13 protein-coding genes and 6 pseudogenes are annotated in these 15286 nt (G+C 68.0%); 6 read left to right on the top strand and 13 right to left on the bottom strand.

What is annotated here, in order from left to right; all coding sequences use genetic code 11:
• Positions 1–63: 63 nt before the first annotated feature.
• Positions 64–600, bottom strand: coding sequence for a hypothetical protein (locus tag ABZ725_RS43310; RefSeq protein ID WP_358807854.1), 537 nt, complete (start codon positions 598–600; stop codon positions 64–66).
• A gap of 22 nt (positions 601–622) precedes the next feature.
• Positions 623–751 (bottom strand): annotated as a pseudogene (locus ABZ725_RS43305) (NAD(P)-dependent oxidoreductase); the annotation flags it as partial.
• A gap of 255 nt (positions 752–1006) precedes the next feature.
• Here ABZ725_RS43305 and ABZ725_RS43300 point away from each other — a divergent pair.
• Positions 1007–1991, top strand: a pseudogene (locus tag ABZ725_RS43300) (IS630 family transposase).
• 468 nt (positions 1992–2459) lie between these two features.
• Positions 2460–3732 (top strand): annotated as a pseudogene (locus ABZ725_RS43295) (IS256 family transposase).
• Between the two features lie 140 nt (positions 3733–3872).
• On the opposite strand, the pseudogene ABZ725_RS43290 reads toward ABZ725_RS43295, so the two are convergent.
• Together ABZ725_RS43290 and ABZ725_RS43285 are read right to left on the bottom strand one after the other, a co-directional pair.
• Positions 3873–4642 (bottom strand): annotated as a pseudogene (locus tag ABZ725_RS43290) (transposase family protein).
• Positions 4561–5349 (bottom strand): DUF317 domain-containing protein, encoded by a 789-nt coding sequence (locus ABZ725_RS43285; RefSeq protein ID WP_358807853.1) that lies wholly within the window; start codon positions 5347–5349, stop codon positions 4561–4563. Before ABZ725_RS43285 ends, ABZ725_RS43290 begins: the two are co-directional and overlap by 82 nt.
• Positions 5350–5441: 92 nt before the next feature.
• On the opposite strand from ABZ725_RS43285, the pseudogene ABZ725_RS43280 reads away from it, so the two are divergent.
• Positions 5442–6035, top strand: a pseudogene (locus ABZ725_RS43280) (phosphatase PAP2 family protein); the annotation flags it as partial.
• An 87-nt stretch (positions 6036–6122) separates the two neighbouring features.
• On the opposite strand, the pseudogene ABZ725_RS43275 reads toward ABZ725_RS43280, so the two are convergent.
• The 3 genes and pseudogenes from ABZ725_RS43275 to ABZ725_RS43265 all read right to left on the bottom strand — a co-directional run bounded on the left by ABZ725_RS43275 (position 6123) and on the right by ABZ725_RS43265 (position 8249).
• Positions 6123–6808: pseudogene (locus tag ABZ725_RS43275) on the bottom strand (response regulator transcription factor).
• Between the two features lie 7 nt (positions 6809–6815).
• Positions 6816–7811, bottom strand: coding sequence for a histidine kinase (locus tag ABZ725_RS43270; RefSeq protein ID WP_358807902.1), 996 nt, complete (start codon positions 7809–7811; stop codon positions 6816–6818).
• A 57-nt stretch (positions 7812–7868) separates the two neighbouring features.
• The gene (locus ABZ725_RS43265; RefSeq protein ID WP_358807852.1) at positions 7869–8249 is read right to left on the bottom strand and encodes a hypothetical protein; all 381 of its coding nucleotides are present in this window, start codon (positions 8247–8249) and stop codon (positions 7869–7871) included.
• 138 nt (positions 8250–8387) lie between these two features.
• Between ABZ725_RS43265 and ABZ725_RS43260 the strand changes: the two genes are divergently transcribed.
• Entirely contained in the window at positions 8388–8672 is a 285-nt protein-coding gene (locus tag ABZ725_RS43260; protein WP_358807851.1) for a hypothetical protein, read from the top strand.
• 124 nt (positions 8673–8796) lie between these two features.
• Here ABZ725_RS43260 and ABZ725_RS43255 read toward each other — a convergent pair whose 3' ends face one another.
• Complete coding sequence (locus tag ABZ725_RS43255) at positions 8797–9942, bottom strand: aromatic ring-hydroxylating dioxygenase subunit alpha (protein WP_358807850.1); 1146 nt, start codon at positions 9940–9942, stop codon at positions 8797–8799.
• A gap of 422 nt (positions 9943–10364) precedes the next feature.
• On the opposite strand from ABZ725_RS43255, the gene ABZ725_RS43250 reads away from it, so the two are divergent.
• Both ABZ725_RS43250 and ABZ725_RS43245 read left to right on the top strand, forming a co-directional pair.
• Entirely contained in the window at positions 10365–10913 is a 549-nt protein-coding gene (locus tag ABZ725_RS43250; protein WP_358807908.1) for a hypothetical protein, read from the top strand.
• A gap of 361 nt (positions 10914–11274) precedes the next feature.
• Positions 11275–12003, top strand: a complete 729-nt coding sequence (locus ABZ725_RS43245; protein WP_358807849.1) for a hypothetical protein — start codon at positions 11275–11277, stop codon at positions 12001–12003.
• 301 nt (positions 12004–12304) lie between these two features.
• Here ABZ725_RS43245 and ABZ725_RS43240 read toward each other — a convergent pair whose 3' ends face one another.
• The 5 genes from ABZ725_RS43240 to ABZ725_RS43220 form a co-directional block, all read right to left on the bottom strand.
• Positions 12305–12475, bottom strand: a complete 171-nt coding sequence (locus ABZ725_RS43240; RefSeq protein WP_358807848.1) for an SDR family oxidoreductase — start codon at positions 12473–12475, stop codon at positions 12305–12307.
• A complete protein-coding gene (locus ABZ725_RS43235) occupies positions 12472–12618 on the bottom strand; it encodes a hypothetical protein (protein WP_358807901.1) in 147 nt (48 codons plus the stop codon). The genes ABZ725_RS43240 and ABZ725_RS43235 overlap by 4 nt, the downstream gene beginning before the upstream one ends.
• Before the next feature lie 147 nt (positions 12619–12765).
• Positions 12766–13611 carry an SDR family oxidoreductase gene (locus ABZ725_RS43230; RefSeq protein ID WP_358807847.1) on the bottom strand — a complete coding sequence of 282 codons (846 nt, stop codon included), beginning with the start codon at positions 13609–13611 and terminating at the stop codon, positions 12766–12768.
• 105 nt (positions 13612–13716) lie between these two features.
• Positions 13717–14484, bottom strand: coding sequence for an SDR family NAD(P)-dependent oxidoreductase (locus ABZ725_RS43225; protein ID WP_358807846.1), 768 nt, complete (start codon positions 14482–14484; stop codon positions 13717–13719).
• Positions 14485–14635: 151 nt separating this feature from the next.
• On the bottom strand, positions 14636–15214 hold the full coding sequence (locus tag ABZ725_RS43220) for an ester cyclase (RefSeq protein ID WP_358807845.1): 579 nt from the start codon (positions 15212–15214) through the stop codon (positions 14636–14638).
• Between the last annotated feature and the right edge of the window lie 72 nt (positions 15215–15286).

Here is a 15286-nt window from a genome sequence, read left to right as displayed (position 1 = left end):
GGGCTTCGCCACCGCAAGGTTGCAGAGGACATGAAATCCGGTCCTCCTCCCAGCATGCCTCTTTCACCGTTCCGAGCGCATCCGGAGCCCGTGGCCCCTGACGCACACGACCGGCGGCACGTGCCGCACGTCCGTGCGGAAGCCGGCTGTCTCGAATGCGGCGGTGGTCTTCGCGGCGACCTCGTCGAGGCGGCCGGGCGGCGGGTCGTAGAAGGCGTAGAGGCTGCCGGACGAGATCAACAGCTTGGCTGCCAGCGCCAGTTCGGCTGTCGCTGGGCCGGTCCAGAAGAGGTTGACGTTGATCGCGAAGATCTTGTCGTAGCGACGGGCGGTCAAGCCCGTCGCTCTCAGGCCGGGTTCCGTGAAGGCCGTGGTCGCGATGACGGCCCGTCCCTCCGTGACCGCCGCTTCGTTGCGCCGCACGGCCCGTGCCGTCGCCGAGCGGTCGACGGCCGCTATCACGCCGGTCGTCAGGAGCGGGCAGATCAGTGCGACCACGACTCCGCCGCCGCAGCCGATCTCCAGCAGCCGGTCGTCCGGCCGCACGTCGAGCGACCCCACCGCCCGCCGGATCCGGTCCGGGACCGCCGTGGCCGTCATGGGCAGGGAGTCTAGCCAGCCGTCAGGCCGCGGGCTTCCTCATCAGCTCCACCAGGCTGGAGAAGCCGTCCGCGCCGCGACCGGCGTCCATGCCGTGTCGGCAGAGGCTGGCGACCGCGGCGGGCAGGGTGGTGTCGACGCCCGCGTCGGCCTGGAAGGCGCCGAGGTCACTGCTCAGGTCTACCGCAGCGAGGGGCCCCTGCACGCGGCGGGGCGGCAACTCGCCCGTCTCGTACGGTTGCAGGGGACTGACCCACCGGTGAGCGGCCGGGGTCGGTCCCCTGCGTCGGCGTCGACATCGTCCTAGTGATCCGAAATGCTTTGGGTTCAGGCTCGTTGACGGTGTGTGAGTGATCTGGTGGGGGATGCGCCGACCTGGTCGCCGGACGCGCAGGAGGCTGTGCGGTTGCTGGCGGTGGCCGCGCTGGTGGAAGGCCGGGACCGGGTGGAGGTCGCCGCCTTGTTCAAGGTCTCGGCCAGGGCCGTGGACAACTGGTGGGCGAAGTGGCAGGCCGGCGGCCAGGACGCACTGCTGTCCCGCCCGCGAGGCCGCCGCGTGGGCGAGCACCAGGTCCTGTCCGAGGCCGAACAGGTCGCCGCCCGGCAGGCTGTCCTCGATCACACCCCATCTGACCTTGGGCTTTCCGGACAGCTGTGGACGCGGGGACAGATAGGCCGGCTGATCTACAAGCTGTACGGGGTCCGCTTCACCGAGCCCGGGGTGGGCAAGTACCTCAAACGCTGGGGGCTGACCTTCCAGCGTCCGGACAAGCGGGCCGTCGAGCAGGACCCGGAAGCCGTCCGCGTCTGGCACGAGGAGACCTGGCCCGCGATCCGGGTCAGGGCGAAGGCGGAGAACGCCGAGGTTCCCTTCGGTGACCAGGTCGGGATCCGCTCGGACCAGGTCACCGGCCGCACCTGGAGCGCCAAGGGCACGACGTCGGTCGCCCGCCGCACCGGGAACCGGTTCTCCGTGAACGCGATGTCCGCGATCAGCACCCGCGGCCGGATGCACTTCATGGTCTTCGCCGAGTCGTTCGACGCGAAGGTCATGTGTCGCTTCCTCGCCCGGATCACCGGACACTTCGACCGGAAGGTCCACCTGATCGTCGACCGGCACTCGGCCCACCGCTCGAAGACCGTCCGGGCCTGGCTCGCCGACCACAAGGACGAGATCGAGCTGCACTTCCTGCCGTCGTACTCACCCGAGCTGAACCCCGACGAGCTGGTCAACGCCGACCTCAAACGCAGCCTGCCCCACACCCACCGGGCGGAACCAGGCCGAACTCGCCACCGAGACCGGCAGGTTCTTCCACCGCCGACAACGTCAGCCCCACGTCGTCACCGGCTACTTCAAAGCCCCGCACGTCCGCTACATCCTCGACGAATGAACCCAAGGCGGCGGGCGTCCATGGCGGCCTCGATCAGTGCCTTTGCCGCAGTGGGGGCGTTCTGATAGCGCTCCAGGAGTGCCGGGGCCGGCGAGGTACTGGGTGATACGGCCACCCTCTCCCCGGACGAGGGCTTCAGCCAGTCTCGGGTCGGTGAGGGCCTTGACCCGTAGCTCGTCGAGCGCGGCGCCTGTAAACGACTCGGCGACAGGAATGTCGGTACCACTGAGCAGAGCGCGGGCCTGGGCATGGGGATCGTTTGGCCCGGGGCGGGAGGCGTGGTGAGAGTAGCCCAATATTCAGGCCACACGGCGCCCAGGGCGAGGACAGGTCCAGGTTGCGTCCAGAGAAGTGGTGTACGGGTTCGACCTGATCCGGGCGTTTGCTCCGGCATCTGGCTGATGCCCGCATAGATGAACGGCCACCGGCTGATCTTCGAGATGTCGAGTCACGAAGGAGATCAGCACGATGACCGCACCTGACAGTGTGCCCCTGCGCGCCCTCGCGGAGGACAACCTCGCCGCGGCGAGTCCCGATCTGCTGCGCGCGATGGTCAAGACGTTCGCCGACGCGCTCATGTCCGCGGAGGCGGATGCCCTGTGCAACGCCGAATACGGGCAGGTCAGCGACGAGAGAGTCAACCACCGCAACGGCTACCGCCCGCGCGAGTGGGACACCCGCGCCGGCACAGTCGAACTCGCCGTCCCCAAGCTGCGCCAGGGCAGTTACTTCCCGCACTGGCTGCTCGAACGGCGCCGGCGGGCCGAGCGGGCCCTCATCTCCGTGGTCGCCACCGCCTACCTGCTCGGCGTCTCCACGCGCCGGGTCGAGAAGCTCGCCGAGTCCCTCGGGGTCACCCAGCTGTCGAAGTCCCAGGTCAGTGCGATGGCCAAGCACCTGGACGAACAGGTCGCCGCCTTTCGCAACCGGCCCCTGGACCAAGGGCCTTACACCTTCGTCTGGGTGGACGCGCTGACCCAGAAGGTCCGCGAGGGCGGCCGGATCATCAACGTGCACGCGCTGATCGCGGTCGGTGTCAACGCGGACGGCCACCGCGAGATCCTCGGCATCGACGTCGCCTCCAGCGAAGACGGCGCTGGCTGGCTGGCCTTCCTGCGCTCCCTGGTCGCGCGGGGTCTGTCCGGCGTCCAGCTGGTCGTCTCCGACGCCCATGCAGGCCTGGTCAACGCGATCGGTGCTGTGTTGCCCGGCGCTTCGTGGCAGCGCTGCCGCACCCTCCCCCACGCCCTGAACGGGCGTGGGCGGTGCCCCCATCGCCCGTGCGTTGCTGAGCCAGGTGCCCAAGTCCGCCCAGCCGTGGGTGGCCACGCTGCTGCGGACCGGCTTCGAACAGCCCGACACCGACGCCGTCCAGGCCCAGATGCGGCACGTGCTGGACGCCCTGGAAGCCAAGTTCCCCAAGGCAGCAGCCCACTTGGACACCGCGCAGCACGATCTTCTGGCGTTCACCGCGTTCCCGCGCGAGAGCTGGCGGCAGATCTGGTCCAACTACCCGCAAGAGCGGCTGAACAAGGAGATCAGGCGTCGCACCGACGTCGTCGGCATCTTCCCCGACCGCACCGCCCTGATCCGCCTGGTCGGCGCGGTCCTGGCCGAGCAGAACGACGAATGGACCGAGGCCCGCCGCTACATGGGACTCGACCTGCTGGCCAAGGCCCGCCTCCACCCGATCGAGTCAGAAACCGACGAGACCGCCCTGCCCACCGAACTCACCGCATAGCCTCAAAACGAGATCACCGAGTGGCCGTCAATACACCACTCCAGCGGACGTGACCCCCATAAGGCAACGGCATTGCCTTTAAAGGGTGTTGCACAAGGCCATGTTCGGGCAGGTCAGGGCCTGTGATCGCGGTCTTGTAGTCATGATGCGAGGGCGAGGTTGTGCATGTGAGCGACGGCCTGGACCGCATGGTGGAGGCCGTCGCCGCGCTGCCGGCAGTCGCGGAGGATCTTGTAGTTCTTCATCCGGCCGATCACATGCTCCACGCGCGCACGCACCTTGCGGTGGGCGGCGTTGTCGTCCTCCTCGCCCGGCAGCAGGGGCCGGTGAGGCCGTTTGCGGTGCGGCACGACCATCCCGCAGTTGAGGTAGGCGCCGTCGCCCAGGACGGTCACGCCCTGGCAGTGTTCGGCCAAACCGGAGGCCCGCCAGGCGTGCGCGTCCGCGGTGGTGCCCGGCACCGGGTGGGCGGCGGCGATCACAAGGCGGGTGTCGGCATCGACGATGACCTGCACGTTCGCCGAGAATCGATAGTTGCGTGACGATGAGCCGACGTTCCGGTCGCGGACCGGGACCAGCGTGCCGTCCACGATCCACAACCGGTCCGCCGCATCGGCAGTGCGAGAGACGGGCTCAAGCGCCAGCAGCGGACCAAGCGCTGGATGACACCGCAGACCGTGGAGGAGGAGACGCCGAACAGCGGACCCAACTGCCGCATCGTCAGGTTCGTGCGGTAGTACACCGCAACCATCAGCACCCGCTCGGCCAACGGCAACGACCACGGCCGGCCCCGCAGCGTGCCGTTGCCACCCCGCTCCCGCACCACCTTCAACAGACCCGAAAACTGCGGCATCCGCAGCCCCGTGAACGTCTCCACCCACACCCGCTCAGCACGTAAGACCCCGGCCATACAAAGGAGATGCCCAGCTCAGAGCCTTGTGCAACACCCTTAGCGGGCGCGGCCTGGTGCCGGCGCTGAAGGCTGATCGGAGGCGTGCGAGGTGGCGCTGCGGGCTGGGGCGAGGTTTTGATCCTGCTGGTGTTCCAGACGGCTTGGTGGGGGTTGGTCTTTCGGGTGCCGGTTCCGTGGGCGAGTTCCTCGGCGAGGTATCGAGGGAGCTGTTGGGGTTCTGGGCGGCGAAGGCGTCGAACTGAACTCCCGCGTCCTCGGAGGGATTCATCCACCGGATTCCCTTGCCCGTCGACGGTATGCGTCCAACCGGCGTCCGTGAGGGGTCTAGTGGCGGCGGTGACCGTCTTGTCGGTGATGGGGCTGCCGAGGGCGGTGTCCCAGCCGTCACCGTCTGCGCGATGGGTCAGCAGGGTCTGGAGCATGGGGGCGGGTGTTGTTCCGGTGGCGGTGAGGTGCCACATGCGCTCGGAGACGGGCGTCTCATAGGCGGCCACAGTCCAGGCGGTGTCGCGGGGGTGGCCGTCGTGCTCCCGCTGGATGCGCACGGTCTGGGATTCGTGGATCGCGTGGGTGGTGTCGTCGGACCAGATGCGTTCCCTGTCAAGTGCTGCGTGTTGAGTCTTCCTGAGCGACGGACGGCGGAAGGCGGTCCAACCAAGGTGAGCCCAAAATCCACAAGTTCCGGTGAGCGCGACCGCAGGCATCAATCACGAACCGTCAACCCTGACGATCGTCAAGATCCGGCGTTGCCGATCGGCTCGGGTTCTGGGCTGTTCGCACTTCTACGTTCGGATCCATGGAACGAGAACAGCGAGAGAAAAGCTGGGCCGGCCGGTCATTAACCGCAGTGGGGCTGCTGTGTGCTGCAGCGGGTGTAGTCGCCTGGCTTTCCCCAGGTGGGCTGGGCGAGGCCGACGCGGTCGAGGTCACAGGCGGAGCCTCGGCGTCTGCGTACCGTTCGGTGACCGGGACGATGGCGGACGCGCCGTCGTGGCTGGGCCCCATCCTGGAAGTAGCCACCGAGGGCACTCTGGTGATCCTCGGGGTGTTGCTGGCATGGATGTGGTGGGCCGGCATCCGCCGCGCGGACACACGCGGGGTTGCCGGAACCGTGTTGACCGGCGTCGGCACCATGGCGGCCCATGCAATCAGCGAAGCGGTGAAGCTGGCGGTGGACCAGGAGCGGCCTTGCCGTGCGCTGCGCGCCGGGACCGACGCGATTGCCGAATGCCCCGGCGCAGGGGACTGGTCGTTCCCGAGCAATCACGCCACCTTGGCCGCCGGACTGGCTGTCGGCCTGGCCATGTTGTGGCCACGCCTTGCCGCGGTCACGCTGCCGCTGGCCGGGGCGGCGGCGCTGTTGCGTGTCCTGGTAGGGGTGCACTACCCGCACGATGTGCTGGCCGGGGCGATGCTCGGCGGCGCAGTGGTGACGGCTGTGTTGCTCGTGTTCATGCCCATTGCTCAGCGGGCGGCGTTACGGTTGGGGAGGCACTGGCGGAGGAACGATTCCGGCCTCGTGAGCCACGACCGCAGCGGCAGCCCGGTTGTCCACGCCCAGACGTCTCAGGATGGAACTCACATGCGCTTTTTGACCGTTCCCTCCACCACATGCAGTCGTCGGGCGATCTGCCCGTTGGACAGCCCGCTGCTGGGGAAGGCCAGTACTTTCCGTTCCCGGGCGGTGAGGGCGTGGACTCGGTCACGGGCGGTGGAGCGCCGACTGGCCAGGGCGCCCGCGCCGGTCGCCGCAAGGTGCGCGACGACTCGGGCCGCGACTTTCGGTGACAGGTAGGCGGCGCCCTCGGCCACCGCACGGACCCCTGTGATCAGTTCCTCGGGTTCGCCCGACTTGATCAGGAAGCCGGCTGCGCCGCCGCCGAGTGCCTGGAGGATGTAGTCGTCCTCACCGGATGTCGTCAGCATGATGATGCCTGTGCCCGGCACTGTGCTGCGGATTTCGGCCGCTGCCTCGATGCCGTTGATCCCTGGCATGCGGATATCGAGTATGGCCACCTCGGGGCGGTGGCGCCGAACCAGTTCCACGGCGTCGTGCCCGTCGACGGCCTCGGCGACGACGTCGATGGCCGGGTCTGTGGAAAGAACGGCGCGCACTCCTGCGCGGATCATTGCTTCATCGTCGGCGACCAGCACGCGGATCATCGGACGCTCATGGGGTGAGGGCGTCCAGGGACACCAGCATGTTGTCCCGGAAGCAGAGCTGGTAGGCATCTCCGGAGCGGTCGGCCGTCATCGCGTAGTACTGGCACGTTGTGCCGTGTCCTCTCGGTTCCGGATCCAGCGGTCGGTGGCTCGTCTGGTGGTCGGGCAGGAGACGTTCCACTTCGGAGCGATCCTGCCCTACTCGCAGGCGGGCATAGTCGCCCGGCTCCAGGACCGACTGTGATGCTGACAGCATCTCCCACCCCATGAGCGCTCCGCCCAGCAACGCGCCTGTTAACAGGGGCAGCATGACCGCGGTGACCAGGGCCTGTCGGACACGGCGCCGGGCGTGGCGGTGTTCTGTCGGCAGCTCGCCGCCCGGGGAGGCCGCGGGGATGGTGGGCGGGGGGAGCTGTGACGGGGGAGTGTGCGGAATTCGTGCGACGACCGCGAAGCCCCCATCGCACGGGCCGTGCTCGAAAGAGCCGCCGGCCACCCGCACCCGTTCGTCGAGGCCGATGAGGCCACGCCCCCCGCCCGGCGGACGGACAGCGGCGGCGAATGGCGGCGGGCTGTTCTCCACCACCACCTTTGTTTCTATGGCCGTATGCGTCACGTGCACGGTCGCCTTCGCGCCGGGCGCGTGCTTGGCGTTGGTCAGCGCTTCCTGCACAACGCGGTGAGCGGCCCGCTCAACCACCGGCGAGAGGCCGTCCATGTCGCCGTCGATGTGCAGCTCGACCACGAGCCCGGACGCGGACGCCTCGGCGGTCAGACGCGCGAGACTGGAGCCGGACTGCGGCATCGGCGCGCCTTCGGTCTCCTCGCGCAGGAGACCGGTCACCTCTCCCAGACGCTCCACCGCGGCCGCTGCTCTGGCTCTGATGTCCCCTGCGGCCCTTCGGAGGTGTTCTTCAAGGCCGGGCGCGAGTTTCAGGGCGCCAGCCGACAGCGCGATCAAGCTGAGGTCATGGCCGAGTACGTCATGCATGTCCTGAGCGATACGGACCCGCTCGCGCAGCCGGGCCTGGTCGGCGACCAGCCGCTGCTCGCGCTCCAGTTACTCGGCACGCTCCCAGCCGGCCCGGACGAGTTCTCGGTACTTCCGCCAGAACCGGCCTGCGAACCAGGGCAGCATCGTGGCGACCACCACCACCGCCACAAACCGGCTCCCCAGTGGGAGCCAGGCAGGCACGATGGACAGTGCCACCACGCCGGCCGAGAGAATCGCGACCAGCGCGAGCACCGTCGGACGGGTCCGTCCGGGCCGTCGTCCCGCCAGGAACGCGGCGACCACAGTTGGGACAGCCCACCACAGGTTCACCACGCTCAGACCCGCCGCCATCGCCGCGGCCGCTGTCAGAAGGTTCCCCGGATCAAGAGCCCGCCGAGAAGCAGCCGTCCCGGGCACGCTCACACCGTTGATCATTGTGCTGTCCACGGATGCGACGGTACGGACATCACGGGCCGTCGGACACTGCCGAAAGTTCAATTCGTGCCTGTTCCCGGCAGCACAGTGGTGTCAGGGCGTTCGGCTCGGGTGTGGCTGGGTTGGAAGTGCCCTGATGGGGGAACCGGGTTGCGACAGCGCAATGCGCAGTTGGCGATTCTCCGCAGTCAGTTGGTTGACGGCGCGGACCAGTTGGTCGTCCTCTTCCGCCACTACGCCAAGTTCCTGGACGGCGTCCGAGAGCAGGCCAACCGCCTCATCGAGCAGTCCATGCAGGAGTGGGACCGTGTCAGCCAGGGCGCGGAGTCCAGCGGCAGCGCATCGCTGGCCATCGCGACCGAGGCGGTCACCGGCGGACTCCCCGTCCACATGGCCGCCCGCCTTCTGGGACACGAGGACCTGGTGACCCTGTAGGCATACCTTGCCGTGTTCCAGGACGAACTCGTTCGTTCCTACCGGTCCTTCCTCCTTCGACTGAGCGGCTCATCGGTCGCAGGGCATGTCGTTTCGTTCTCCGCCATCCGGACGTCACTCCCGTTCACCCAGGAGGAGGCGCTGCGGAGGCATCCGGGCCGTCGGGGGTGGCCGGTCCCGCGGCGTGGTGCCCGGGTACCGATGCCTGGCCGCCCTGGGTGGTGATACCGCACGCGGCAGCTCGGGGGCGGAGCGGGACGCCGTTGGCGCGCAGCACCTCGCGGACGCCCAGGATCAAGGGAAAGACCTCATGATTGCGGTCCTCACCCTGCTCTTCCCACGCCCGCTGCTCAGCCTCAACGGCCATACGGTCCTCGGCGAACACCCGCTCGGTGAAGCGCCTGATGAGCGGCCACGCCAGATTCAAGGCCCCGGGAATCCCGGGCTTCTCGATCATGAGTAGGCCATAGGTGTGACATGTGCGCTGCTCGGCGTCCTCGGGCACGTACGCGGCCCAGAGGCGGAAGGCCGGACGCTCGGCGCCCTCCGGGACGAGGTCAAGTGTCTGGTACGGGTATTCGGTGCGGATGGTCATGACGTCGCTGGAGTCACCGCCACCGATCCTCTCCGCGGCCAGCAGGCCGGCTGCACGGTTCCGCTTACCTCCGGCATGGGTGAACAGGTATCGGGCCTCCACCGACCGCGGGCCTGTCCGGTATCCCAGCAACTGGGGGTGGAGCCTACCGACGACGCCCCGGTGGAGGAACTGGTGATTCATGTCGAGCAGGTTCTCGTGCATGAACGAGTAGTGGCAGTGCACGGTCCGGGAGAAGGTCATGGTCTTGTACTCCGCCGAACCGTATGCCGGCAGGTCGGGCAGGGGAGTGACCGCGGCCTTCTCCGCATCGCCCGGGAAAACGAACACCAGGCCGTACGCCTCGCGGACGGGAAAGCTGCGCACGCCACGCGGCGGCCGGCCATCGCCCTTGGACAGGTACGGGATCTGCGAGAGGCGGCCGTCGCCGCGATAGACCCACGCGTGATAGCCGCAGCGCAGCGTCTCGCCCTCCACGGCCCCCATGCTCAGCGGCACTTGCCGGTGGGCACACCGGTCCTCCAGCGCGTGGACGGCACCGCTCTCCCCGCGGTAGAGCGCGATGCGCTCTCCGGCGAAGGCGGTCGCGAGTACCCGCTTGCTGCGCACGCTCCCGGACAGCGCGACCGGATACCAGAAATCCGGGTTCGCCCCGATGCGCCGCAGGTCGACCATACATACCCCTCCCTCGCCCGTGGGACAGAGCCCCCTCCATCCTGTCGGCCGCCCGTCACCGACGCACTACTCAGCGCATCCGGACGAGTGAGCGACCTCGAGCCCTTGGCAAGAGAGCAGAGGCGGAAGGGGCAGTGAGAGATGAGGTACGCGGCACTCAAGCGCAGCTCTCGGCACGGGATGACTGCCTCCTTGCTCCTTGGATCGCCGCGAGCGGACGTTCATGGGATACACGACGATGCCGCGGCCGGGATCACCGTCCCAGAAACGCAGGATCACGATCCGGCCGTTGTCGCGGATCGCCGGCGCGATCCGCTCGTGCAGCATGGCACTTCCCAGACGGCGTCCACTCCACCGGGCACGACGTCCAGCACGCGCTGGGCGTCGGCACCGTGGTCTGGGATGTGTAGGCGCCCGGGCCCATGTCGCTGGTCGCGGCCTCGACGAGCGCGGTGCCGTCGGCGTCCAGCCTGGCCCTGGCCTGGGCGGGGTTGCGCCGGTTCCACCCGAACTCCCGGGCGCCGGTGGTCAGGCATTCGCGCAGCCGCCGGCCCGGGGCGTTGTTCCGGGCCCGGGGCGAGATAATCGCCCATAGTTTCCTTAAGGATCTCCGCACGGTTTTCCCTGTCGATCCCCGCATGACGTTCCAGCGTCGGCTTGGCAGCATCGTACGAAACTCGAAACAGACTATGTTCGAAATTGTTGCGGAAATCGTAAAGAAGCGGGAATTCCGTTTTATCTCCGAGCATCCTCCAGGTAGGAAGGGTCACTTTCAGGTCGACTGGAATCAATGGCGGTCGACTCGAATCCATCTGAGCAAGATCCTTGATCCTGTGGCCCAAGTACGCTTCATCCGGTTGCTGCTGCCGAGAAATCAGGAGGTATTTTCTCTCGTAGGGGCGGATCGCCATGCAGTTGCGGTGACGACGCGACACGTCGCAGAACTTCGCGCACATCACTCAACTCGATGATCTGTTCCGAATGCGTCTTTGCGGTGGCGTGTGCCGAGACGAGCCGGACTGCCAGTTGGGCTCTGTCGTTCGCCTCGATGACTTCCTGGAGAAAGCCGGCCCAGGTTTCTATTGCAACTGGCGTCGGTTTTTGCAGCGCAGCGTGATTGGCGCGTTACTGCGTCAAATGGATCTCACCCGGGCCGAACGGGAAACCGGTGCATCAGTGTGTCCAGCTGAGACCTGTTTTACTAATGGTTCCTCTGTCCGGCCCAACCCCGGGTCGCTGAGGTTCTCGCGCGAACCTAGCCTCTTCCACTAGGGCCGGACGCCAGCCGGACGACCGGCTGACCGCCCAGAGCCCGCGGCCAGGAGGAGCGCAATGAGCGGGGTACCGAAGTGGGGCAGCGAACAAGAACCTGCCCCGACGCACGAGGAGATCCAGGCCAGGATCGGAAAGCGCCTGGACGACGTCGCCAAGATCCTGGCTGGCGCCCTCGTCGCCGTTGCCGGCGTCATGACCCTGCTTGGCCTCAACAGCGACGTCGTGTTCGTCGCCCTCAACAACGACTCGTGGCCCATCTATGTCGCCTCGCTCTGCGCCATCCTCGCCATCGTCTGCAGCATTGTGGCTCTGCTCGTCCACCCCACACGGCGGGGCAACCTGTGGGAGACCGTTGTGCTCATTCTCGGGGTGATCCTCTATATGGCGGCTCTGAGCGTGGCGGTTATCGGCGCGGCCAAGGCTGCTGGGGGAAACGGGCGGCCGACGATCACCAACATCAAAGTCGACGGCCCTCGGTCCAATCTGAAATTGAGTTTCGATATTCATGCTGACGGCGTCGAGACGGGGGCCAGCATTGAGGTGTTTGTAAACGCTGTCAGGGCCGACCTGTCCGATCCTGTTGTTGAGTCGGTCGACGCCTACTCGAGTGAACTCAGACCCAACGACAAGGGCGTGGTCGAGCAGCGGGTCAGTATGCCGATGGCCCTTCCACCACAGGCCGCAGGCATCAGCATCATGGCCCTCAACGCGGGCGACGGAACCCAGGACGAGTGTGGCTCGCTCACGCAGCGCGGGCCGACATGCGCGAGGTTCCGGATTCCCTAGCAACGGCTAACACCATAAGTCGAGTTGTTGCTGGGTGATCAGGCAGCACGGGATCGCATCGAGCAGAGGGATCAGCTGGGTGACGTCGCTGCGGCCCCGGACACGGCCATCAGGACTGATCCACCCGATTGTGTTAGACGCTGTTAGGCCGGCAGCGCTTGGTGTCAAACTCCTGGCATTCCTCGCTGCTGGGGCAGTTGGGCGGCAGGACATGCGGAATTCCGTCGGCCTGCCGAGATGCGCGGTGCCGGTCAAACGTGGTGGTCCGGCGTCGTTCGTCGGCGTGGGGGAGGGCGGTCGGTCAGCGAGCGGTGAAGCCGCCGTCGACGGGGAGAGCGACACCGACCACGAGTCCGGCCCCCGGACTGCACAGCCAGAGAACGGCTGCGGCGACCTCGACCGCGCGCCCCAGCCTTCCGATCGACTGCTTTTCCATGAGCTCCGCCATGGAGTCGGCCTGGCATTCGGTCATGCCCCGCGGCCATGGGAGTGTCGATCACCCCGGGGTACACGGAGTTGATCCTGACCCCCTTGGGGGGCGTACTCGACGGCGGCGCTCTTGGTCAGGCCGATGACGCCGTGCTTGGGCGCGTGACAGGCCGCGCGTTCCGGCATGCCCAGGAGCCCGGCCGGCGAGGAGCAGTTGACCATGATTCCGTCACCGTCGCCCTGGGGCAGGGGGCTGCGGTCGTCCGAAGGCTCGCACTCGTGCGGCCCGGACTCCTCGCTGCGGCGTGAGCCCAAAGCCCGGTTCCGGGCGGGTCAGGCGCTTGCGTTGTCGTAGCCCAGGTCGCCGCCCAGTTCGCGGGAGGCTTCTGCCTGGGCGAGGAGTTCCCTGGCCTTGGCCTCGACGCCTTCGATGGCGTCGGCGCCGGCGACGAAGCGCAGCAGTGGCTTGTCCTGGTCGGCGATGGTCAGCAGGGCGCGGGCGAGCTTGGCGGGGTCGCCGGTCTGCTGGCCGTTCATGCTCTTCCAGGCCGCGATGGTGGCGGTGGTGCGCTCGGCGTAGTCGGCGATGGTCGGCTCGGGCCAGGTGGTGGAGGCGTCCACGAGGAGCTCGGTGCGGAAGAAGCCGGGCTCCACGACCGTGGTGTGGATGTTGTACGGCTCGACGTCGTAGCGCAGCGACTCCATCCAGCCCTCCACACCGAACTTGGAGGCGGCGTACGCGACGCAGAACTCCTGGCCGATGACGCCGGCGGAGGAGGAGAGGGTGATGACGTGCCCGGCGCGCTGCTTGCGCAGGACGGGCAGGACGGCGCGGGTGACGTTCATCGGGCCGAAGAGGTTGGTCTCGATCTGCTGGCGCATCTGCGCGGGCGTGATCTCCTCGAAGTAGCCGGCGAAGAAATTGCCGGCGTTGTTGATCAGGACGTCGATGCGACCGAAGCGGTCGACGGCGGCCTGCGCGGCGGCCTCGGCGTCCTCGAGGCTGGTGACGTCAAGCTTGGTGACCAGCAGGTTGTCCTGCGGCCCGCCGAGGGTTTTCTCGACCTCTTCGGGGCGGCGGCCGGTGGCGACGACCTGGTGGCCGGCGGCGAGGGCCTCGCGGGCGATGTCCGTGCCCAGACCGCGTCCGGCACCGGTGACGAGAATGACCTTGCTCATGAGGGGTTCCTTTTTCGGGCGCCGTAGCCCGGCGCTCAGTCGGGTGTGGTGGTGATGTGTGGCTGTGGCGTCGCCGGAGGCCCGGACGGACGGTGGCGGCCGGGGTCAGGCCTGGTCGGTGGGCATGATCCACAGTTCGCCGACGGAGGCGTGGCGGGGGCGGGTGACCATGTAGGCGACACCGTCGGCGATGTCGTCGGGGGCGAGGACCTCGGTCTGCTCGTAGAAGGTGCCGATCGCTTCGCGGACCTCGGGCTTGTGGTCGTTGTGCGAGCCGAGCTCGGTGTCCACGCCGCCCGGCTCCAGGACGCCGACGCGTACGTGCCGCTGGGTGACCTCCTGACGCAGGGACTCGGTGAAGCCGTTCACGCCGAACTTGGTGAGGTTGTAGACGCCGTATCCGTTCCAGGCGACGCGGCCGGCGATGGAGCTGATGTTGACGATGTCGGCGACCCGGCGCGGCCCGTCCTCGGCGGCCTTGAGCAGGTGCGGGAGGGCGGCGCGGGTGGTGTAGAGCAGGCCTTGGACATTGACGGCGATCATGCGTTCCCATTCGTCGGCGTCCGCGCCGACGACGGGGCCCAGGAGCATCAGCCCGGCGTTGTTGACCAGGGTGTCCAGGCGTCCGAAGTGCTCTACGGTCCGCTGTACGGCGGCTTCGGCCTGGGCGCGGTCGGCGATGTCCGCTTCCACGACCAGCGCGGTGCCGCCTGCCTTCTCGATCTCGGCGGCCAGGTCGGTCAGACGGTCCTTGCGGCGGGCCACGAGGGCGACGGAGGCGCCGTCCTCGGCGAGTCGGCGGGCGGTGGCGGCGCCGATGCCGCTGCTCGCGCCGGTGACGAGAGCGACGGTGTCGGTCAGTTTCGTTGCCATGGGGGTGTCCTGTCTCTCTCTTTGGTTCTCTGGATGTGCGGTGTAGGGCCGACGGGGGACCCGTACCGAGCCGAGGGGCGCGGCGAGCGTCGGTCATCGCGTCGGCGTAGGCGCCGATGCGGCGGAGGCGGGCGAAGTGCAGCGCTCCGTGCTATGCGGCGGGGATGGCGCCCATCTGCCGGAGGATGCCGAGCATGTCGAGCTGGGCGCGCTCCTCGACGATCTTGCCGTGGGACAGCCGGTAGAACGCGAAGCTCTCGGCGTGGATCTTCTTGCCCGTGCCCTCGACTCCGGCGAAGGGGCCCTCGTGCGTGCCGGTCATGGTGTAGCGGATGGCCACGGTGTCGCCCTCGGCCCGCATGTCCTCCACCGTCCACTTGAGGTCGGGGAAGGCCTTTATGTTCGCGGCGACGATGCCGAGGTAGGTGTCCCGGCCCTGCTGCGTCGTTCCGCCGAAGTGCATGACGATGTCCGGGCTGATGAACTTTTTCGCCAGTGCGGGATCGCCGGTGGGCAGGAACTCACTGGTGAAGCGAGCCATGACGCGCTTGTTCGCCTGCGCGGTTGCGCGGTTCCAGGAGACGGACTCCGCCGTGACGCGAGACGACGAGCCGGAGCCGGTGTTGCCGCCGGCCGTGCCGGCCGCGTCCGCGGCACCCGATCCGAAGGCCGCGAGGCCGAGCGCTCCCAGCGCCGTGACGACGACGGCCGGCTTGGTGTGAAGACGCATGATTCATCCTTCTGATTCCGACGATCGCAGGGCCGACGGCGCCGCAGAGGGGCTGGATACGGCTGCAGCAGC

The sequence above is a fragment of the Streptomyces sp. NPDC006872 genome (assembly GCF_040635845.1).
Lineage (GTDB): Bacteria > Actinomycetota > Actinomycetes > Streptomycetales > Streptomycetaceae > Streptomyces.
Note: the sequence above shows the minus strand (reverse complement) of the source record. Positions and strands in the feature narration are given on the sequence as shown.

Excerpts from the sequence above, each read along its gene's own strand:
- ABZ725_RS43285 (WP_358807853.1), bottom strand. The coding sequence starts at position 5,349 with ATGCCTGCGGTCGCGCTCACCGGAACTTGTGGATTTTGGGCTCACCTT.
- ABZ725_RS43255 (WP_358807850.1), bottom strand. The coding sequence starts at position 9,942 with ATGGTCGACCTGCGGCGCATCGGGGCGAACCCGGATTTCTGGTATCCG.
- ABZ725_RS43310 (WP_358807854.1), bottom strand. The coding sequence starts at position 600 with ATGACGGCCACGGCGGTCCCGGACCGGATCCGGCGGGCGGTGGGGTCG.
- ABZ725_RS43245 (WP_358807849.1), top strand. The coding sequence starts at position 11,275 with ATGAGCGGGGTACCGAAGTGGGGCAGCGAACAAGAACCTGCCCCGACG.
- ABZ725_RS43230 (WP_358807847.1), bottom strand. The coding sequence starts at position 13,611 with ATGAGCAAGGTCATTCTCGTCACCGGTGCCGGACGCGGTCTGGGCACG.
- ABZ725_RS43240 (WP_358807848.1), bottom strand. The coding sequence starts at position 12,475 with ATGACCGAATGCCAGGCCGACTCCATGGCGGAGCTCATGGAAAAGCAG.
- ABZ725_RS43235 (WP_358807901.1), bottom strand. The coding sequence starts at position 12,618 with ATGCCGGAACGCGCGGCCTGTCACGCGCCCAAGCACGGCGTCATCGGC.
- ABZ725_RS43225 (WP_358807846.1), bottom strand. The coding sequence starts at position 14,484 with ATGGCAACGAAACTGACCGACACCGTCGCTCTCGTCACCGGCGCGAGC.
- ABZ725_RS43250 (WP_358807908.1), top strand. The coding sequence starts at position 10,365 with ATGTCGCTGGTCGCGGCCTCGACGAGCGCGGTGCCGTCGGCGTCCAGC.
- ABZ725_RS43220 (WP_358807845.1), bottom strand. The coding sequence starts at position 15,214 with ATGCGTCTTCACACCAAGCCGGCCGTCGTCGTCACGGCGCTGGGAGCG.